Origin of the sequence: Psychrobacter sp. Pi2-52, from assembly GCF_904846705.1 — a bacterium.
Lineage (GTDB): Bacteria > Pseudomonadota > Gammaproteobacteria > Pseudomonadales > Moraxellaceae > Psychrobacter.
Window position 1 is genome coordinate 178,524 of the sequence record NZ_CAJHBS010000004.1, and the last position, 20,890, is coordinate 199,413.

The following is a 20,890-nucleotide window of genomic DNA, read 5'->3' on the forward strand; positions in this document are numbered from 1 at the left end:
TTTATCATAAAATGGGTGCCAATTGAGCACCATCTTGCTTATAACTTATAAATGATCGGCAGTGCTGCATAGCGCAAAACATAAAATATGTCATCTGTAAAAAGTTAACTACAATTATAAGCGCTGTGTCCTTTGCGAAACGACTATAAGTTTTGAGCCATGTTAATGCTATAGTATTGATAATATAATTCTTTTATCATGTCCCTTGTCATGCAATAACCTAATATCTTATAGCGTATCCTAATATTATTTATGAACCATTTTAATGGTTTGATTTAGAGTTATTTTAATTGCGTATTATTTAATTGAAAACCATTTTAATTGAGAGTTATTTATGTTTGATACCTTAACAGAACGTTTATCGTCGAGCCTACGTAACATCGTCGGTACCGGACAGTTGACCGAAGACAATATCAAAGACACGCTGCGTGAAGTGCGTATGGCGTTGTTAGAAGCTGATGTAGCGTTGCCTGTCACTCGTGATTTTGTAAAACGCGTAAAAGAACAAGCGCTTGGTGCTGAGGTGCTAAAAGAGTTGGCGCCAGGTCAAGCCTTTGTCAAAATCGTACACGACGAGCTGACCGAAATGATGGGCAGCGCCAATCAGCAGTTAGAGATGACAGGCAAACCGCCTGTTGTTTATTTACTAGCAGGTCTACAAGGTGCAGGTAAAACGACTACAGCTGGTAAGTTGGCCAAATATCTACAAGAGCGCCAAAAGAAAAAAGTCATGCTAGTCTCTGCCGACGTTTATCGTCCAGCAGCTATCAAACAGCTTGAGCAGGTAGCCGGTCAGGTGAATGCTAAGTTTGTGAACTCAAGCACAGATGAGAATCCAATTGATATCGCGAAGCGTGCGATTGAAGAAGCCAAAATCCAATATCAAGATATTCTGATCATTGATACCGCGGGTCGTCTACATATCGACGATACCATGATGGATGAGATTAAGGCGCTAACTGCTGCGGTTAACCCATCTGAGACGCTATTTGTCGTCGATGCAATGACTGGTCAAGATGCCGCCAATACTGCAAAAGCCTTTAATGATGCATTGCCATTGACGGGTGTTATCTTAACTAAGACTGATGGCGATGCTCGCGGCGGTGCGGCGCTTTCTGTACGCGCTATCACCGGTAAGCCAATTAAATTCTTAGGCCGCGGTGAAAAACTAGACGAGCTAGAGCTGTTCCACCCTGAACGTATCGCACAGCGTATCCTTGGTATGGGTGACGTACTGAGTCTGGTCGAAGAAGTTGAGCAAAAGATTGACCGTGATAAAGCCGAGAAAATGGCGAAAAAGATGCAAAAGGGCGGTGACTTCGACCTTGAGGATCTATTGACTCAGTTCCAGCAGATGAAGAGCATGGGCGGCATGGCAGGATTTTTAGACAAAATGCCTGGTATGGGCGGCTCAGACATGCAAAAAGCCGTCGAAGATGCCAAACCAGAAGAAAAAGTACGTGAAATGGAAGCGTTAATCAATTCAATGACGCCATTTGAGCGTAAAAACCCTGACAAGATTAACCCAAGTCGTAAGCGCCGTATCGCTGCAGGTTCAGGACGTGACATTCAAGACGTTAACCGTTTGCTCAAGCAGCACAAGCAAATGGCAAAAATGATGAAAATGATCTCAAAGCCTGAAGGCATCAGTAAAATGATAAAGTCTATGCAAGGCCTTATGGGTGGCGGTAGTGCTGGCGGCGGTGGCGGTCCATTATTTGGCGGTGGCGGTCAGCAAGGTAGCGCTAAAGACGTGAATCCAGAACAAATGGCTAAGCAGATGGGACTGGATCCAAACAATATGCCAAGCACTGAAGAGATGCAAAAGCAAATGCAAGAAATGCAAAACCAAGCACCAAAGAAGTTCAAAACCCGCTTTTAGATAACAATTAGTTATTTTTAAAATGTTTGATCAAAGCCCCGAAGCCAATGAAGCTTTGGGGCTTTTTATCGTTAGCAGTTGCAGATAAACACTGATGGATAAAGTGTGAAAAATATAGAAATTAATAAAATTCGTGTACCCTAAATGCTATGATAGGCGCTGCTTCATTCTGTCAGTATTCTGATAGCGCATGAATGATAGATCGTTATTAAAAATTATTAAAATCTGACAAATCAATTTAGAACGCCAAAAGTAAAAGCCGAGGTTGTGATGTTTTTAGCAATGGATACCGTGTTCGACCAGTGTTCGATCGCGATTTTAGATTCGAGCGGACAGGTATTGTCGAGCCATACCGAAACAGGTAAGCGTCAGCAGACTCAGCAGATTTTACCGATGATTGATGCTGCATTGTCTGAGGCGCAGTTACGTCTTGCTGATATACAGGCTTTAATATTCAATCGCGGGCCGGGTGCGTTTAGTGGTATCCGTATCAATACCGCAGTGGTACAGGCTCTGTCTGTAGCGCATGACTTGCCTTGTGTTGGCGTCTCAAGCCTGCAAGCAATCGCACAATGCGCGTATCAGAAATATGGTCTAACACACCTATACAGCGCCCTTGATGCTCGTATGCAGCAAGTCTACTTTGGGCAGTATGAGTTGGTAACTGACGACCAGTTTGGTCATAGCATTATGCAGCCAGTCTTGGCTGATGGTGGCGATAGCACTGAGCAGCTATTAGATTATGATAGCCAAACAGTATTCAACCTGCCTATCGCGGGTAATGGCGCGCCGCTATTGGCACGACATGATCAGCAAGACTGTCATGAAGATGTTTGGCCAGATGCTGTTGTCATTGGGCAGCTTGGTATTGCCCAGTTTGCAAACGATGGTGGTACAGAAGCGTCACAGGCATTACCAAAATATCTACGTAATCAAGCTTGGAAAACACTTAAAGAGCAAGGTAAAGCCTAGTTTTATAAATATGCTTTTTGCAGCGTCAATTGATAGCAGCTAGCTTTTTAGTGTTTAGCAAGCGCATACCAATATAAAATCAACGTTAATATAGGACAGCCAATCGGTCTGTTTTTAGGCCAGTTTATTTTTAGGCCAGTCTGTTTCTAGGAAAGTCACTGTGGATATAGTTTTATTCGTTCAAGCTGTCATCATGGGTATCGTTGAAGGTATCACTGAGTTTTTGCCTATCTCTAGTACGGGATATTTGATTTTATCAGCAGATGTGATGGGTTTCTGGACTAAGGAAAAAGTTGATTTATTTGTCGTGGTGGTACAGCTTGGCGCTATTTTGGCAGTGATTTATGACTATTGGGGTAGATTGTGGCAAGCATTGATGGGTTTGCTGACTGGCAAAGCAGAAGGAATGACCAATCCTAGACAGCTGGGACTGAGTCTGATTGTCTCTACTATCCCTGTGATGATTGTTGGCTTTACCTTTGCTGATGAAATCAAAGCGTATTTATTCAATCCTATTGTCGTTGCCATTATGCTCATCATCGGTGGTCTGCTGATATTTTACGTGGAAAAGCGTCCTAAAACGGTCATTGCAGAAGAAGCGGAAGATGTCAGCATAAAAACTGCGTTGATGATTGGTTTATTCCAATGTCTAGCTCTTATACCAGGGACGTCACGCTCAGGTGCCACTATTATTGGTGCGTTGTGGTTAGGTGTCTCACGTAAGGCTTCTGCTGAGTTTTCTTTCTTTTTGGGTATTCCTGTTATTGTAGGTGCAGCACTGTTGGATTTACTCAAACATGGTGATGTCCTGACCAACAGTGAAGATTGGCTAGTGCTAGGTATTGGAACCATCGTATCATTTGTAATAGCGCTACTTTGTATTCGCTTGCTCGTGGCATGGGTAAGTCGCCGCGACTTTACTATTTTTGCTTGGTTACGCATTATCACGGGTGTTATCGTGTTGGTCGCCGCTTGGGGCTTTGGTTATCAAATGGCTGGCTAGATTTGCGTTATGATTTAACACGCCAGTAATTTATAGTGAAAATAAGCAGCAAATAGGATGATGGTTATGACCGATGTGCCCCAAACGTATGACGAGACAGGTGCTGTTGTACATTGTCAGCTATTCTACGTCAATGACAGCCAGCAAGCACAGGTTGAGAGCCTACAGTCATTGATAGCTGAGCATACATTACCAATTATCTTAGATATTAAAGTTGCTACAGAGAAATTAACTCAAAAGCGCCGTCAGCAGTTGAGCCAAGCATCTACTCAGCTTATTTTATTATTAGATGATAAAGATAAGCTATCATGGCTAAGTGATGGGCTTAGTGTGGCACCTGAATGGGACAAGTTGCAGCGCCGTGTAGTGAGTGCTGGTCGTAAGTCTGAGCTGCTATTACAAGCGTCCAAAATTACATCAGGTAGTCATGTTATTGATGCAACTGCTGGCTTTGGGCATGATAGTTTGATATTGGCCAGTACTGGCGCACAAGTCATTATGCTTGAGCAGCAGCCTTTGATGGCATTGCTGTTACTTGCAGAGCAGCAGCGTATGAGTGCGCTACCCAATTGGCAAAAGCTCATGAGCCGTCTACAGATTATTAACACTGATGCGCTCAGTTATTTTGCGAATCTAGAAGAAAGCAATGTAATAGATAATGCCACGGCAATCGATGTCGTCTATTTGGATCCGATGTTCCCAGAGGGTAGCTATCAAGATAGTAAGACAGGTAAAGGGGCAAAAGTCGGTAAGCATATGCAGGCACTGCACCAATTGGCTCGTCCACCAACATCAGATGAAGAGCGTCAACTACTAAGTAGTGCGCAGGCTGTCGTCAGACGAAGTACTCAAGGCCAAGGTCGCGTGGTTGTGAAGCGTCCACAATTTGCACCGCTGCTTGCTGATGAGCCAGCTAGCGAAAGTTGGCACAATGAAGCCGTGCGCTTTGATGGGTATTTTGTCTGATAGCTGCTGCTTATAGTAATAAGTGTATGAGTGCAAATGTACGCAATTAAGCAATTTGTGTGTTAAGAATTAATGGATTTAGGAGCAAGGAATGTCAGCGTTAATCATTTGGGTCATGGGTGCAGTTTTACTGTTGATTAATATCATGCTGCGTACTCGCATTCTTCGACTTGAGGCACGGTTAAAAGAGCTGAGCAATCCACAAGAGCAGCTGGCATTTTTACGTCAGCAAGCTAAACAGAAAGACAAAGTCCCAGCGTTAAAAGCTTTGCGCAAGCAATATCCTGAGCTATCACTGATCGAAGCGAATAAATTATGGCAACAAATTCAGTAACCAGTCCATTAAACTTAGTAATTAGTCTATTAAAACTCAGTAACCAGCCCCTTCAAAAATTAATTTAGTTGTTTTGAGCTAAATATATAAGCAAATATAAAAAGTATCCAATTAACGATAAAAAAAGCCATGACATTTAAAGACAAGCTACAAGCCTACATCCAGCTAACCCGTTTTGATAAGCCAGTCGGCATTGAGCTGCTCTTATGGCCAACGCTTTGGGGCGTACTACTCGCTGCAATGGGTCAAGCGCAGCAGCAAGGAATAACGGCAGCGTTGCCAAGTATCAAGGTGTTCGCGATATTTGCCCTTGGTGCAATATTTATGCGAGCAGCTGGTTGTGCGATCAATGACTTTGCTGATCGCAAAGTAGATGGTCATGTGACTCGAACTAAAGGCCGCCCGTTAGCAGATGGACGCCTATCTGGCAAAGAAGCTGTTGCTGCATTTTTAGTATTGGTACTGTTAAGCGCCAGTCTGCTATTCTTCTTGCCTATAGCCGTATTCTATTGGTCGCTTGGTGCTGTTGTATTGGCGTTTATTTATCCATTTATGAAACGTTATACGCATCTGCCGCAAGTATTTTTAGCAGCTGCTTTTGGGTGGGCGATACCGATGTCTTATGTGGCGGTGCAAGGTGCTCCCGATATTTGGTGTTGGCTGCTATTCTTAGCTTATATGTGCTGGACAGTGGCCTATGATACCCAGTACGCCATGGCTGACCGTGAAGATGATTTAAAGATTGGCGTGAAATCAACGGCGATACTATTCGGTCGTTATGATGTGATTATCATCTCAATATTACAGATGCTATTTTTGCTAACGATGGGTGTGGTTATGTGGCATTACTTTGCCCCGACCACATTAGGCGTAACGCCAGTATTTGGAGTGGCGCTTGTTGCGATGATGTTTGCCAAACAAAACAGCGCTTGTGCCAGTCGCAATCCTTTGGCTTGCTTTCAGGCGTTCTTGGCCAATATCTGGGTAGGGCGCTATGTCTTTGCGCTCATCGCAGTTACTTGCATATGGACGACGCTAAATGGATAAGTTCGATAAATTACCGAGATTTAAATCAAAGAAACTGTCTAATACGAATGCGTCAGTCGTAGACTATCAAGCTAAACTTGCGGAGCATGGTCTGACGCGCGAACAAGTTATCGCAACTGAGCGTAAGCTAGCGAAGTTTGCCAATACTATGGATTCGCTAGTGCGAGTGCCTTTTACTAAGCAAGGAATGGGTGCGGATGCGGCGCTTTCGACCATTCCACTAGCAGGAGATTTGGCAGGATTGGCATTGACCAGTTATGCATTTATATTAGGGCGTCAGTTGGGTGTGCCCGCTCATAAAATGACGCCGGCGGTGAGATTGGCATTTATTGATATGGTCGTTGGTATCGTACCTGGCATTGGTACGCTATTAGATATTTTCATTCGCCCTAGCCGTAAGACATTGGGTATCGTGCATGAGCATCTACATCATGAGTATGGTATTACCGAAACCATGCATATGGATCGACCGTTTTTGCACCAGTCACTAGAAGATAAGCAACAGCAAAGCCGCTTTGGATTTTTTTGGCGCAATTCAATCGTTGCTTGGCTGTATTTGCATATCCCTGATTTTCTTGGACTGCTAGTCATTGTATTTGTCGGTTGGGGGTTGTGGACAGTGATAAGCTGGTTGATTGGGATGTTTGGGCAATCGACTGGGTTTGGTTAAATACAATCACTCATAACCCATTAGACAGCTTAGTAGATAAAAGTCAGTGGAGAGTAATACACAGAAATGAAAAAGGCGGCAACGATAATAACGTTTGACGCCTTTTTTATGATTTTAAATAGGGCATTTAAACAAAGGCCGCCTCAGACTTTATTCAGTGATGACTTCTGCTTCAGCACTGACGGCATCAAAGCTAGTCACTTTATTGTTTCGGATAAGGTCGATAGTACCGCCACCAGCATGACTTACTAGTTGGATACTACCGTCAGCTGATTGATAGGTAGGATTATTGCCTTGGCCTTCTGGGGCGCTTAATGTCATTTTTGGCTGGTTAGGACGAGTAATGATAGCGTTAAGCATACCAGCTGCCGACGTCTCAAAGACCACGGACAAACTCTCACCTGCTGCACTTTTATAACGGACATCAGTGATTTGTGCGCCTTTAATAGCTTGTTCTGGGTTAGGTTTTTCAGCGCCATCATTTGCAGTTGACGTAGTATCACTAAGATCTTTATCTAACTCTGTTAAGCTCATATCACGTTCTGAATGAGTCTGCGCTACATTTTGAGCGTCATCTGCATTGCTACCTTCCGCTTCATCAACGTTAATATTGGTCGTTACTGGCGTGGGTTGCGTTGAGGTCTCAGCTGTAGTTGTATCAGTTGCTTCAGGTTCTGGATCTTTTTGACAAGCAGTAAGTAGCAAAAGACTGAAGAAAATAGCAGGAGCCTTACGATAAAGCAGTTTAGATTTTCGTAAGTTTAGTACTTTTGAGAGAGAAGTATTCATAATCAGCTTTATCCGTTAATAGCGCTCTACGTAAATGGGGCAATTCGCAAGGGTCAACCTGCTATTTATTGACAGTATATTATTACGTATTTACCGTAATCACCAGCTTACGCTGTCCACCATATACTTGCAGGTTTCTATGCTCACATAAATAAATACCTTGCCACATGCCTAGACCTAACTCACCATCGACAAGCGGTATAGTCAGGCTTACTCCAAGCATCATGCTTTTGAGATGCGATGGCAGGTCGTCTGAGCCTTCTAAGGTATGGCGATACTCTGGCTGGTCTTCTGGTGCGATTTTATTAAGCCAATCCTCTGTATCTAGTCTAACATCTGGATCAGCATTTTCATTGATCGCAAGACTGGCTGACGTATGCAGCAAAAACAGATGAACCAACCCTACCTTGGCAGAGTGAGGTAACAGCTAAGAAATAGCTTCTTCAATCCTCGGAGTGATGATATGAATGCCGCGCGCATAAGTAGGTAACGTAAGAGTGGTTTGGTGATAAGACATACGAGACTCACTTTATCTTTAGACTATCGGCTGCCATGCCACTTTCTTTATAGACATCATCCAGATATCGGCGGCTGGCCAGTAACTTATCAACGACCCCATTTTGGCTTTGGGTATTCAGCTTTTGTGAAAAATCCAAAATTGAATTTAACTGACTTAACACGACGTCATAGCTGGTGCTTTGTTGATTCCTGTCAATGATGACTGTTTTTGCATAGTGCTGATCAAGGCTTAGATAGTCAGTAATTAATTCTGGCACACGTGTCGCGATGAGCTTATTAAGGGTGAATAATTGCGATTCAGTGATTTCATCATGATGAGTGGATTCGTATTGCTGCCCAATATCATCCATCGTGGCTCGAAAGACCTTAGGAACTTGCTCATCATAGAGCAACTTAATAAATGGGTGATGAGCTGAAAAATTAATAACGTCAAGTTTGTTAGTTTGGCTATTCTCTACCTTTTCTCTTGAGGCTAGCTCTGCTTGAGACTGGATCGCGATATGATGCGCAGATGCTAAATACTCTTGATGACGTTGTATAGAGTCATTCCGAGTGCGCTTAGATTTTTCTTTCATCACAAAAAATACGGGCACGATAAGAATTAGGCTAAGCAAGATGAGTAAGGCAAAAAAAGACATGTCGGGACTCTGGCGTTAAAAAGGCTGTTTATCTTAAAAATAATTTTAGATTACAATATAACACGCTTGTGTTATGTTAAGGCAAAACAGAGATCGATAAAAGTTGTCCCTCTTTACTGAATATTTGCTTATTTTAATTAAGGACCATGATGAACAATGACACGATTACTAAGAGTCAGCTAGCTGCATATAAGCCGACAACTGCATATGTCGGGACGTCTTGGGCAGTCATGCTGGTCGGTGTGCTTGCGTATCTACTGGGATTATGGAATGCACAAAGTATGTTATTGAATGAAAAGGGCTATTATCTAGCAGTGCTGGCGCTTGGTCTTTATTCAGCAATCAGTTTGCAAAAAACCTTGCGTGATCGTAGTGAAGGTATCCCAACGACTAATATGTACTACTTAATCAGTTGGGCGGCTTTAGGATTGTCTATTGCACTTATCGTGATGGGTCTAATGAATGCTGGAGGCTTAAGTCTGAGTGAAAAAGGCTTTTATATGATGGCATTTACCATGAGTTTGTTTGCCGCTGTAACCATTCAAAAGAACACGCGTGATGAAGCGCAAATACGCACATTAACCACACCTTCGATTTCTGACAATACTAAGAACAGTGCCAAGATTGCTCATCAAACATCACACGAATCTGATGCTAGCAAGTCGTTGTTTGGCACCGTTAAATCTAAAATAGATGGTGGGGAATAACGTGCTTGATTATTAAAGGCTCAGATAATAAAACAACGCTTTTTAAATGAGACGTTTTTTAAACAAGCGGCGTCTGTAAACGTGTACGATTGGGTGATAAGCGTGCGAGCATCGTCTCTGACAGTGGTGCGAATGACCCTAGCATCATATCTGCTAATGCTTCAGCACAAATAGGTGCCAATGCATAACCTTTTGCGCCCATCGCACTCATTGTCCATATCAGCTGACTATGTGCCAATTGTCCAACGATAGGATGGTAATCAGGCGTTTGGGTGCGAATGCCAGCTCGGCCCTGCCATAGACTCGTATCCGCCGGAATAATCGATGCCATTTCAGGAATAGCAGTGATGAGCTTGTCTCGGCTAATATGATGTTCCTCGTCACGTATGTCAGTACTTGTGTCATTGCGGATAAAACTCGCACCAAGCAATAAATAGGGCTCGTCAGCGACCACAGTATTTAACTCGTTATCTCCACTCTGTGCTTTGAACCGCGCACAGTAACCACTATATTTAAGCGGTATGTTTGGCAGTTTTGCAAGTTGCTCCGTCGAAGGAGTAAACCAAGACAGCTGCCCACGAATTTTACGGCAATCAAAAATACGCTGATCCAATTGATGACTTTCAAAAGCCGCGCAAATGACGACATTATCAGTAATCATAGTGACAGTGTTACGGTTTTCATCGATACCTTCGATACGAACTTGCTGCTCAGTCTCGGTGATTTCATTCACTTCTAACTGTTGAAAGTGAATGAGTGGATGAGTCAGTATGATGTTTTTTAATGCTTGTGGATTGACCAGACCAGACTGCGGTAAGTACAAGTTCTCTGATAAGTTCTGCTCTTTCAGGCCACTAGTAATCTGTGCTTGCTCATGCGATAGGGTGGTCGCCATCTCATCAGGATAGTCGGCAATTTGTTCTGTACCGATATTGGCTTTTATAAGCACATCAAGGGCGCCAGTCAGTTCAAGTACCGGTGCTGTATGAAGCTGTACGGCTGTTTGATTAAGGTCTCGATATAGCCTGCTGCTATGGAGGTAACCGATGGTATGCAGATGCTCATCGACATGGTGAATCGGTGTCATTTTGGGCGCAAGTAACGCTCTAGGATTGCCTGATGCACCTGCTAAGGGCGCTGATTTATCTAATAAGGTGACGGTAATACCACGATTGGCAAGAGACCAAGCTGTGAGCAACCCTGAGACACCTGCACCAATGACGACAGTGTGATCAAATGTGCTATAAGTTGTTTCCTGCTTTGCATTGTGACTGTTGTTATCGTCAGTAAGGTCACTACTTTCCGCATTGGTCATAATGGCTGTTAGCATTTCTCGTTTTCGACCAAAACCTCTGACTTTCTTAATTTGAAAGCCATGTTGTTTTAGTCCACGCTTGACGATACCTGCACAGCTATAAGTAGCGGCAGTCGTATGAGGGCATGATAGGCGCTGCATTTGTGCAAAGATACTTTCAGCCCACAAGGTGCTGTTGCAAGAAGGCGCAAAACCATCTAAAAACCAAGCATCAATATAAGGTGTATGCTGGTTAGAATGGTCTAATGCCAGTTTGCTTAGACTTTCTGCAGCATCACCAAGCCACATATCGACAGTTAAGTTATCATGAGAAAAACTTAAACGATGACAGCCTGAAATCAGCGGCGGATATGCAGCCAAAAGTGGCTTAATAAATGCCATTAGCTCAGGCGCGCGCTCACCCCATAGCGCAAGTATCTGCGTCAAATCTGCTAGTGGTATGGGGAATTTTTCAGTAGTAATAAAGTGCAGCCGAGCCGTTGCTAATTGCGGATTGGTTTCACGTAGTTGTCGCCACAATTGCCACGTTGCTAGTAGATTAAGCCCAGTTCCAAAGCCTAGCTCAGCAATCGTAAAGCATTGCTTTGGTGCAAGGTGTGCCAAACGCTCTGGTAACTGATTGTGTTCTAGAAACACGTGACGTGTCTCTGCCAAACCATCCGCATGAGAAAAATACACATCCCCAAACTCACCTGATACTGGCACCATATTGCCGGTATCATCCGTTTGCCAGTCAATCTTGGCAGGTGTGATAACGTTTAAGTGTTCAGGGTTTTGATGATTAGCGGTAGACATGAGGCACTTCTTAGGAATATCAGTAACGTTAGCTCAACGGTCAATTGTGACGGATCAATGATATAGACATTTGGTCAGACACAGCGAAGTAGAGTAATGCAAGTCAGTGCGAGCACAGTATATGCTACCAGCGTTCACGACGGACAAATACTAACCACGAGACAAAAATACCGACTAATAGACTGATCAAAACGGTAAACGCACCGTATAGAAATAACTGTCCTTTACTTTCGTAAACCAAGACATTTACTTGAGTCTGTAAATCGTTCACTTGACGCTGTAGTTGTGCATTACGGCTGAGCAATTCTTGATTGGCAGCTGACAATGCTTTAGTAGATGGTTGCAACTGTGCCGCCAAGGTATCATTGATATCTAGCGCTGAGTTTTTTGTTGGTAAAGCGCGCGCCGCTATTGGGCCAGTCAACGGCATCATTGCTGTCGGATCGGTTGCCTCGACAGCAGGTGTTATAGGCGCAGTGGGTGCAGCCTGCGCCGAAACGGCTGTCACTAACATGAGACCAATCAGGGCACTTTTGTAGGAGCAGGTAGGTGAAAAAGAGACTCTCTGGATCACGATGCAGCTACTTGATTGTTGCTATCAGTTGGTGCTGGCAATGCTTGAACAAATGGTTTGATATCGACATGACTATACACGCCATCACGTAAATAAGGCTCATCGTTTGCCCATGCTTGAGCCGCTTCGATAGAGTCAAAATCCGCAATGATTAAGCTGCCTGACATATCACTTTTGCCATGCTCGATAGGCGTTGGACCTGCGATAACGAGGCGTCCCTCTTGGTGCAGTGCTTTTAAGCGTTCAATATGTTCAGTACGAGTAATCAGACGTTGTGCACTGCTATTAGCCACGTCATGACCAATGATTGCAAATAAAGACATGAGACTTCCTTAGTGAATAATAAAAAAGTAATGATGAGCTTATATGGGCTTAGTATAAACGTCATAGCGACAAAGTGATTGCTGCTATGACAAGGCAACAGAAACTATTTAGTGGCTTTGTCTGTTAGGGCAGGGTTGAGATGCTTTTTCAACACGGCAAATTGAGCCACGACAAACACTAGCATAATTGGAATCCAGCCATAGGTCTTAAAGTTGATCCATGCTTCATCTGACATTGTGAACGCTGTGATATAATGTAGTACAGCCATTAGGGCAAAAAACAACGCCCAAGCAACGGTCAGTTTTTTCCAGCCGCTAAGCGTCAGGGTAAATACCTCTTTCATAGCAAGCTGCATCAATGGCTTATTAATAGCGGCACTGACGAATAGCGTCAATGCAAAAATACCATTGATAATGGGCGACTTCCAGCGCAAATAAATATCATCACGCAGCAGTAATGTGCCGCCGCAGAATAAAATCGTTAATAATAAGACAACCCATTGCTGCTTATCAAACTTACCTTTTTGACGAGTAAAATGAATGGCGTAAACGATAATAGTGGCGACGAGCAAAGCCCCTGCCGCTGCTAAAATACCGTTATAACGCGCCGCGATAAAAAAGGCAATTAAGGGAATAAAGTCTAATAATGCTTTCATAGAAAAGGGTATGTCCAACAAAAACGTATGGGGTAGTTTACACGTCTACCGCACCAAAAAAAAGCAATCAACACGATAATCATGCGATATACGCAACCTACAGAGTAATACTTTCTTATTGCGGCTGATGACTATGCCACTGGCCAAATATAAACACGAATACAGCACCGATAACTGCTAAATCTACAGAATGAGCAAGACAAATCACAATACTCATAATCGTAACAATGACTGTCTGCTACCTAACTTTTATTCTACTTCTATTTTATTTAACACTTTAAGGCTCAGCTTATGAAAATCGACTTACATTGCCATAGCACTTGTTCAGATGGTACTTATGCGCCGACCGAGGTCATACAGCGTGCCCATGCAGCGGGCATCAACGTATTGGCATTGACTGACCATGACACGCTGGCAGGGATTGATGAGGCAAGAGACGCTGCCAGTGCCTGCGATATGCAGATTATTAATGGCGTTGAAATCAGCTGTGAACATACATTAAGCGGTGGTTACGGAAAGAATAAATCCACTAATAAAATTATTCACGTACTTGGATTGGACTTTACTGATCGCGAAAAAATGCACGCAACGCTGCAGCAACTACAGGACAGTCGAGCCACTCGTGGTCAGCGTATCGCTGAAAAATTGAGTGAATTATTAGATATTAATTATGATGAGCTATGGCAAGCAGTGCTCGATAAAGCAGGCGGTAACCCTCAAGCAGTCGGGCGCGCCCATATTGGACAGGTATTGTTTGAGCGCGGTGAAGTCAAAACCGTTCAAAAAGCCTTTGATAAGTACCTAGCAGATAACAAACCTGCTTATGTAGCAATCGAGGCATTGACGATGCAGCATGGTATCGAGCTGATTCACGCTTGCGGCGGCAAAGCGGTGCTCGCACATCCCACGCGATATCAACTATCAGCGACACGCGTGCGTAAACTGATTGAAGAATTTGCGCAGCTTGGCGGCGATGCTTGTGAACTACCAGCCACTAGTGAGCCAATTAGTACCCGCAGAATGGTCGACCGTAGCCTTGCTGAGCATGGTCTTGCGGCATCTATTGGTAGTGACTTTCATGGTAGTAACATGCCTTGGCGACGTTTGGGCGACGTTCCTATTTTGAATGATGATCAGCAAGGGGTTTGGGAGTCTTTTGCAACGCTTGCTTAGTGAATAGGATTTACCTTTTTACAGTTACTTCTAATAAGGTTATTTCCAATAGCGATAGGGCCTTATTTATTATGATGAATAAGGCCAAGAATGGGTAAGTAAACAAAATTGCATTCATAGAGAAATTATTGGGAAATAAATGCGTAAAATAGATTGATAATAGGACCAGAACTTGTAACACTTGATGTGGAAATTTCAGAGCGAACAATATGCTTTGGCTTTGATTTTAGCACTTATCTATTCAACGCATTTATACCTTTTAATGTATTTATACTCTCTGCGGTAACCCTTCTATGGCTGTATCGATATCCCATCTAGGTTACAACAAAATCTCTCAAATGATTTTTGAGTGGCAAGCAGCTGACCGAACATCGCTGATGGCCTTATTTATCGTGTTAGAGGTATCATTGCATTGGTTCTGGTGCTTGTATGTCTGGTGGCAACAAGATGCGTTAAACACCTATGTGAACATACATTATCTATATCCATTATGGCTTGGGATTAGCTTTGTTGGACTGTTCTTTTTATGCATGGTTAAAGGCTTATTTCACTCAAGCAACGACAACGAAATTGTTTTAAGTCGATGGCAAATAGCTTTGGTTTTGGTTTACACCGCCTACATTTCTACTGTTATTGTGATGATAGGGTACAGCAGTCTGTTTGCAGGCGTGTCGCTCGTCGGCGCTGCTATGCTAGGTATGATGTTGATCAGGCGCCGCTATGCTTGGCGTATGTTTTGGCTGCATATTATCTTGATGTTATTAGCGATCATGTCACCTTACTTTGGTATCAGTTTGCCCAATTTACGCCAGTTTACCGTTATTCATCCCATGCTTGAGAGTCATAACTATCTAACTTACAACGAGATTATGGCTGCTGAAAATGCGGTTGCTGCGTTAGCTTTTGAAAACAACGTCTTAAATTGGGATAGTATCAACGAGCTACAGCGCTCATCCGCATTTTTTTGGCGGTCGACGCATTTATATTTAGCGCTGCCAAAAGCGATTTTTATCGTTTATATGTTTCGTGCTTTGCTATTGGTATTAGATGATAGTCGGTTTGAGACCTTACGACATGCCAATCAGGACGAGCTTACTCAGCTTAAAAATCGTCGCTACGGTTTGAAAAAAATGAAGTATGCTTTGGCTACTGTGCGAGAATATCAAGATTTAAGCGTCATGCTATTAGATTTGGATTGGTTCAAACAGATCAACGATAACTATGGTCACGATGTAGGTGATCAGGTTCTGATTGAAGTCTCACAGACACTATCGCAATCATTAACAGATAAGACTATCATCAGTCGCTACGGCGGCGAAGAGTTTTTGGTTGTAATGCCAGACACGAAGCATGATAGCGCTATGATGATAGCCGAGCAATTACGCCTCAATATTGCTGAACATGTTATGAAGATTGAAGGTCTGGCTGATTTTAATGTGACAGCAAGCTTTGGGTTGTATACCTTAACTCATGAAGAGCGAGATTGTATTGCGCAAGGCTACAAAACGATCACACAGCAAAAGACTGTCGCTCAAACGTCACCTCTTATCAAGCCAATTGCTACTCAGCGCGCGGAAAGCAAAATCGCCTCAATGCAAAAGCTGCCTAGTGATATCTGCCAACGTCTGATTAGTACAGCGGATAAGGCCTTATATGAAGCCAAGCACCGTGGTCGCAATCAAGTTGTCAGTGCAAATGAGATGTGGGCTGAAAAAGAAGGCGGTAAGCAATTGCTTTACAAAAGTCGTTAGCCATTAATTATTAGCGATCAGCCATGCCGCTAAGATTGTGTAAGTATTATCGGTATGGCTGATATTCTATTGATTAGTCCAATTTAGATGCCAGTTTCATTAATCCCTCCAATCAAGAAGCTAATTGCTGTACCAAGCTTGCGAGCACACTTGTGGCAAAGCTACCCGTCGTCAAAGTAAAGTTTAATACCAGCGTCTGATCGTCCGACCATTCCCAGCTTAACGCCTCAATCGGTAGACGTAGCGCTCGTCTTTGCGCCTTAATATCGCGCTGCTCTAATCCAGTTGCCAGTTGCATGAGTAGAGGGCTATATTGTACTACCTCGGTCTCTAAATCTGCAGCGCTACCAGTGACTTTATCGTTACCCGTGCCCCAGAGCACGGCAGTTGGATGAATATCGCCACTATCAATACGAGCATACAACGTATCATCTAGTGTCTCACTAGTGAATATCGATCCTGAACCGTCCAAATTAAACACTTCACCTGCTAGGCCCGTGTTCCAGCTGCCATCGCGTACCCGTGCTGCCAATATCTCATTAAATATCAAGCTACGTGCAGCAGACAATTCCATCGTATTTTGCTCGCGCGGGGCACGCTTACGTTTGCTCTTTTTTGGTTGCGGGCGAGGCTCTCGTGGCGGACGAGCAAATAGTGATAAAGCCTCTCTGACGTTATTACCTTGACGACCAAAACGCTGTGGACCAAAATAATTGGGTACACCGTTTTTGCCAATGCGCGTTAGATGCTGCTCGACGGCCTCTTTTGCAGATAGTAGTTGCTCAGGTGATACGTTACTTTTGTCATCAACGCTCGCAAACTGGATATCACGTAAAGTAATGACAAATTGATTGGCACGGTGCGTACCGCGATTGAGTTTTTTATTGTGCCAGTGCTGTGCAAGGATAGTGACAGTCTCATTTTCGCCGATGTCCACTGGTGCAAACTCAGTAGGCGGTAATTGTTTTTTTGGTATACGCAAACTGAACCATTGGGTCGTCAACGCATGACGATCCTTCAACCCTGAGTAGCCGACATCACGCAATGGAACGTCTGCCCACTCTGACAGTAGTTTCGCCAGATAAGCAGTATTCATGCCTGATTTTTCGATATGCAACCATAAATGCTCACCTTCACCAGTGAAGTCTAACGGCAATAGCTCGTTAACGATAAAATCAGTCGTATTGGCTTTATAAGTCGCTTGCTGTATTGGCTGCAAACTTGGCTGTGGCAAATTTGCAGTATCTGTAATAGTGGCAATATCAATATGAGCTAGGTCAATTTGCTCACTGGCTGTTTGTTCATTAGCGTTTTGATCAATAGCAACAGCTTGGCTATCTAAACTATCTTGAGAAGTAGTTATTTCGTTTTGGTTGTCTTGAGAAGTCATAAGGTCGTCTTTTATTTTGTTTATTAATAATGATTAGAAGTAAAAAGAGTGCGGAAAGCAAAGTCGCATAATTACGTTTTGCAACGCAGCAAACATACAAAAAAACATCGTGTGCGAGGCGCTCTTGCTACTATCAATGCATAGCATATTAAAAATAATAGGATAAGTTGAATTTGTCTGGTTGGTTACGGTCATTTTCAACCTGCTGTCACTAGACATCATTATAACTGTTAAGGAAGCATTATGACCGACGCAACGATCAACACAGTCACCATCAGTAAAGCAGATATCCCAAGCGGTGGTATGAAGTCGTATAAGCAAGAAGACGATAGTATCATTTTAATCACTCGCGATGACGATGAGTTCCGTGCATTCGATGGTAAGTGCCCACATGCGGGCGCAGATTTGGGTAACGGATTACGCTGTGGCAATCGGGTAGTCTGTCCTTGGCATCATGCGACTTTTGATAGTCGCGACGGCTCACTATTAGAGCCGATAGCGACTAAAGGTTTGACCCAGTATGAGCTGACTCATGATGGTGACAGTTTAACGGTTGATACCTCAGCTCAGGTAACGGGACGGGTCGAAAATGATAAATTAATTGACACCCATACTATTATCGTTGGTGGTGGCGGTGCAGGATTTATGACGGCCGACCAGTTGCGTCAGGGTGGCTATGGCGGCAAGATTACGTTGATTAGTAAAGATGATAAGGCTCCTTACAATCGTCCTTTATTATCCAAAGCGTTTTTGGCAGGCAAGATGGACGAGGAGAAGCTGCTATTGGGCGGTGCCAATTGGGCGGATAATAACAATATTGAGTTACGCCTCAACCAGACAGTTAGCGAAGTGCTACCCAATGAAGCGACCGTCGTCATCGAAGATGATGATGGCAACAGCGAGCGACAAACTGCAGACTTCTTGGTTGTCGCCACTGGTGCTGAACCAAACTTACCACCTATTACAGGTGCTGACATAGATGGCGTATATACGCTACGCAGCATGAATGATGCCAAACTAATTAAAGCGGCCAGTCATGATCAGCGCGTGGTAATCATTGGTACAGGTTTTATCGGTATGGAAACCGCTTCGGCATTAGCGCAAGCAGGCACGACCGCTTCTATCACAGTGATTGGTCAAGGTAGCCGCGTGATGGGCAATATTGTCTCTGAAACGGTGAGTAACGCCTTAATTAAGTTACATGAAGAGAAGGGCATCAATTTTGTGTTTGACGCAACCGTCAATGAAATCACTAAGATTGACCGTCAAGTGGACAAGGATGGAGATAACAATAATCAGGCTTTCTCAAATGTAGGCGGGGTTATGCTGGCGAATGGTGAGCATATTGATGCTGATATTGTGATATTGGGTACTGGCGTGTCTCCACGTACAGAGATATTGCGTGAAGTTAACGATCCAGATGGTGTACAAGTCGATGCGCATCTACAGCTGCGCGATGGCGTCTATGCGCTGGGTGATATCACTAAAGCCAGCAACCAAATGGGTCGCATGCGTATCGAGCATTGGCGTGTGGCGCTGCAGCATGGCATGGTTACAGCTGCTGCAATCCTAAGCGACGACAGTGTTGACTCATTAGAGGCGCGTATTCCGTTTTTTTGGACCATGCAATATGGTAAGAGCCTACGCTATAGCGGTCATGCCGAGACACCAGATCACAATATCCTACTCGGTACGCCAGATACGCATGATTATATAGAATACTATTTCGATGATGAAGGAGAGGACACACGAGCTAGTGCGGCAAGTACGCTTGGACGTGATAAAGAGTTGGTTGCCTTCTCTGAGCTATTACGCCGTGGTCATGCACCGACGCGCGCGCAGCTTAATGCAGGTCTTGATATTATTGAGCAAGCGCATGCACTATCGCGATAGTACTATCAAGCAATAAGTATTAGTATCTGGGGCATGTCATCAATTAGCACATCAATACATTTAGTGGTCTTAAAATGACTAAATTTTGCTAAACATCGTCAGAAATCTTGCAAATATGTTCATATTAACGGCAATTTTTTCCTCGTTTATCTACAATTTTTCTCATTTTAAGCCGCACAATCTAAGTAATGACATACCCCTAGACTGGCTTAGTGATCTAAGTCAGTTTTTCATATGGCTAAATCCACATAAATCCGCTACATCGTCACCCTCATTAAGTATACTAATGTATAACTTGCACTCGGTTTTCTTGTATCGAAATTATTTGAATGCAACTATACATAGACGGAAAAGGAAAAATTATAATATGAGCGAAAATAATATAAATAACAGCAATGTAAAAACAGACCATTTTAATAAAGAGTCGGTATTTCTACGTGAAGCGACATTGGATGATATTGGCGCACTTGAGCAGTTATTGAATTGCTGCTATCGCGAGACGGCAGGTTGGACCAATGAGGCCGATTTGATCGGTGGTATCAGGACTACATCAGCGGAGCTCGCCGCCGTAATCAATGATCCTAAGCACTATTATTTCGTTTATCCAAAAACAACAACAGGCGACCGTGATGGAGAAGAAACAGGTGAAATACTTGGCTGTATCGCTGTCGATATTAAAACTGATGCTGACTCAAATAAAAAAGCCTATATCGGCATGTTTGCGGTACATCCTATACTGCAAGGTCAGGGAGTCGGTAATGTAATACTACAAGCGGCCGAGACCTTTGCAGATCGTCATTTACAGTCACTGAATCAGCCTAGCCGTCTGACCATGTCTATCTTAAGTCATCGTCCTGAGCTTTTGGCTTACTATCAGCGCCGTGGTTATCAGTTCAACGGTAACAAAATGCCGTTTCCAAATGATGGCAATAATGGCGAGCCAAAGCGTGATGATTTAGAGCTATTAGAACTAGAAAAAGTCGTTAGCTAATTAAGTTGGCTTAGTAAAAAACACTAAAAAATACTCTATCTAAATTAACCCCAGAAATACCCAAAAGTCATAAACAGACCAATACTCAGCAGCATAAATGCCACAATAATTAAGCGCTTGAACCAGTTAAATGCTGGCAAGCGCGTGGCATTATCATCCGACATTAGGTAAGCAAACAAAAACAATAGGCTTGCTGCCAAGGTCATAATGCCAAGCCCAATCGGTAATATAAATAAGTACACCTGCCACACAGTCATCTCTCAACGGTCAGTATTAATCGCATCATAACAGCATCAGGATTGCGCTGTCAGTATGCCTTGCTTTAAATTTTTCAATACAAATAATGATTAGAAAATACAGTATAGTCAGTCCAAAATAGAAAAGGTACAATGCTTTTAAACCAAGCAAAGAGAAATATAAAAGACGACCTACTCAGCAGATTTTCGAGCACAAGTTATCAAAAACATTGAGCAAAAAGACATGAGCATCCGTCAGGCCTGTA

At 43.3% G+C, this 20,890-nt stretch carries 21 protein-coding genes; 12 read left to right on the top strand and 9 right to left on the bottom strand.

The window, feature by feature from the left end; translation table 11 throughout:
* Positions 1-334: 334 nt before the first annotated feature.
* The 7 genes from ffh (at position 335) to JMY00_RS04135 (ending at position 6,874) form a co-directional block, all read left to right on the top strand.
* Positions 335-1,882, top strand: coding sequence for a signal recognition particle protein (ffh, locus tag JMY00_RS04105; RefSeq protein ID WP_201579217.1), 1,548 nt, complete (start codon positions 335-337; stop codon positions 1,880-1,882).
* Between the two features lie 270 nt (positions 1,883-2,152).
* The gene (tsaB, locus tag JMY00_RS04110; RefSeq protein WP_201579237.1) at positions 2,153-2,854 is read left to right on the top strand and encodes a tRNA (adenosine(37)-N6)-threonylcarbamoyltransferase complex dimerization subunit type 1 TsaB; all 702 of its coding nucleotides are present in this window, start codon (positions 2,153-2,155) and stop codon (positions 2,852-2,854) included.
* A 160-nt stretch (positions 2,855-3,014) separates the two neighbouring features.
* Positions 3,015-3,857: an undecaprenyl-diphosphate phosphatase gene (locus tag JMY00_RS04115; protein WP_201579218.1), complete on the top strand. Its 843-nt coding sequence runs from the start codon at positions 3,015-3,017 to the stop codon at positions 3,855-3,857.
* A 66-nt stretch (positions 3,858-3,923) separates the two neighbouring features.
* On the top strand, positions 3,924-4,823 hold the full coding sequence (locus JMY00_RS04120; protein ID WP_201579219.1) for a class I SAM-dependent methyltransferase: 900 nt from the start codon (positions 3,924-3,926) through the stop codon (positions 4,821-4,823).
* Positions 4,824-4,914: 91 nt separating this feature from the next.
* Positions 4,915-5,157, top strand: coding sequence for a hypothetical protein (locus tag JMY00_RS04125; protein ID WP_201579220.1), 243 nt, complete (start codon positions 4,915-4,917; stop codon positions 5,155-5,157).
* A 129-nt stretch (positions 5,158-5,286) separates the two neighbouring features.
* Complete coding sequence (ubiA, locus tag JMY00_RS04130) at positions 5,287-6,204, top strand: 4-hydroxybenzoate octaprenyltransferase (RefSeq protein ID WP_201579221.1); 918 nt, start codon at positions 5,287-5,289, stop codon at positions 6,202-6,204.
* The gene (locus tag JMY00_RS04135; protein WP_201579222.1) at positions 6,197-6,874 is read left to right on the top strand and encodes a DUF4112 domain-containing protein; all 678 of its coding nucleotides are present in this window, start codon (positions 6,197-6,199) and stop codon (positions 6,872-6,874) included. The genes ubiA and JMY00_RS04135 overlap by 8 nt, the downstream gene beginning before the upstream one ends.
* Before the next feature lie 150 nt (positions 6,875-7,024).
* On the opposite strand, the gene JMY00_RS04140 is transcribed toward JMY00_RS04135, so the two are convergent.
* The 3 genes from JMY00_RS04140 to JMY00_RS04150 all read right to left on the bottom strand — a co-directional run bounded on the left by JMY00_RS04140 (position 7,025) and on the right by JMY00_RS04150 (position 8,820).
* Positions 7,025-7,663: a hypothetical protein gene (locus tag JMY00_RS04140; protein WP_201579223.1), complete on the bottom strand. Its 639-nt coding sequence runs from the start codon at positions 7,661-7,663 to the stop codon at positions 7,025-7,027.
* Between the two features lie 82 nt (positions 7,664-7,745).
* On the bottom strand, positions 7,746-8,063 hold the full coding sequence (locus JMY00_RS04145; protein ID WP_277350411.1) for a secondary thiamine-phosphate synthase enzyme YjbQ: 318 nt from the start codon (positions 8,061-8,063) through the stop codon (positions 7,746-7,748).
* Between the two features lie 124 nt (positions 8,064-8,187).
* The gene (locus JMY00_RS04150; protein WP_201579224.1) at positions 8,188-8,820 is read right to left on the bottom strand and encodes a hypothetical protein; all 633 of its coding nucleotides are present in this window, start codon (positions 8,818-8,820) and stop codon (positions 8,188-8,190) included.
* 149 nt (positions 8,821-8,969) lie between these two features.
* On the opposite strand from JMY00_RS04150, the gene yiaA reads away from it, so the two are divergent.
* Positions 8,970-9,527: an inner membrane protein YiaA gene (yiaA, locus tag JMY00_RS04155; RefSeq protein WP_201579225.1), complete on the top strand. Its 558-nt coding sequence runs from the start codon at positions 8,970-8,972 to the stop codon at positions 9,525-9,527.
* A gap of 58 nt (positions 9,528-9,585) precedes the next feature.
* On the opposite strand, the gene mnmD is transcribed toward yiaA, so the two are convergent.
* From mnmD to ispZ, 4 genes are all read right to left on the bottom strand, one after another.
* Entirely contained in the window at positions 9,586-11,637 is a 2,052-nt protein-coding gene (mnmD, locus tag JMY00_RS04160; protein WP_201579226.1) for an FAD-dependent 5-carboxymethylaminomethyl-2-thiouridine(34) oxidoreductase MnmC, read from the bottom strand.
* Between the two features lie 124 nt (positions 11,638-11,761).
* On the bottom strand, positions 11,762-12,151 hold the full coding sequence (locus JMY00_RS04165) for a hypothetical protein (protein ID WP_160022274.1): 390 nt from the start codon (positions 12,149-12,151) through the stop codon (positions 11,762-11,764).
* A 56-nt stretch (positions 12,152-12,207) separates the two neighbouring features.
* Positions 12,208-12,534, bottom strand: coding sequence for a YciI family protein (locus JMY00_RS04170; protein WP_057761353.1), 327 nt, complete (start codon positions 12,532-12,534; stop codon positions 12,208-12,210).
* Between the two features lie 104 nt (positions 12,535-12,638).
* Positions 12,639-13,190, bottom strand: coding sequence for a septation protein IspZ (gene ispZ / locus JMY00_RS04175; protein ID WP_201579227.1), 552 nt, complete (start codon positions 13,188-13,190; stop codon positions 12,639-12,641).
* Between the two features lie 291 nt (positions 13,191-13,481).
* Between ispZ and JMY00_RS04180 the strand changes: the two genes are divergently transcribed.
* A complete protein-coding gene (locus JMY00_RS04180) occupies positions 13,482-14,363 on the top strand; it encodes a PHP domain-containing protein (protein ID WP_201579228.1) in 882 nt (293 codons plus the stop codon).
* Positions 14,364-14,656: 293 nt separating this feature from the next.
* Positions 14,657-16,114 carry a GGDEF domain-containing protein gene (locus JMY00_RS04185; RefSeq protein WP_201579229.1) on the top strand — a complete coding sequence of 486 codons (1,458 nt, stop codon included), beginning with the start codon at positions 14,657-14,659 and terminating at the stop codon, positions 16,112-16,114.
* Between the two features lie 112 nt (positions 16,115-16,226).
* Here the strand turns inward: JMY00_RS04185 and JMY00_RS04190 are convergent, their stop codons facing one another.
* Positions 16,227-17,504 (bottom strand): tRNA pseudouridine(13) synthase TruD, encoded by a 1,278-nt coding sequence (locus JMY00_RS04190; protein WP_201579230.1) that lies wholly within the window; start codon positions 17,502-17,504, stop codon positions 16,227-16,229.
* 243 nt (positions 17,505-17,747) lie between these two features.
* Between JMY00_RS04190 and JMY00_RS04195 the strand changes: the two genes are divergently transcribed.
* Both JMY00_RS04195 and JMY00_RS04200 read left to right on the top strand, forming a co-directional pair.
* A complete protein-coding gene (locus tag JMY00_RS04195; protein WP_240990644.1) occupies positions 17,748-19,397 on the top strand; it encodes an FAD-dependent oxidoreductase in 1,650 nt (549 codons plus the stop codon).
* Between the two features lie 367 nt (positions 19,398-19,764).
* Positions 19,765-20,388 (top strand): GNAT family N-acetyltransferase, encoded by a 624-nt coding sequence (locus tag JMY00_RS04200; protein WP_201579231.1) that lies wholly within the window; start codon positions 19,765-19,767, stop codon positions 20,386-20,388.
* 44 nt (positions 20,389-20,432) lie between these two features.
* Here the strand turns inward: JMY00_RS04200 and JMY00_RS04205 are convergent, their stop codons facing one another.
* On the bottom strand, positions 20,433-20,594 hold the full coding sequence (locus tag JMY00_RS04205) for a hypothetical protein (protein ID WP_238070030.1): 162 nt from the start codon (positions 20,592-20,594) through the stop codon (positions 20,433-20,435).
* Between the last annotated feature and the right edge of the window lie 296 nt (positions 20,595-20,890).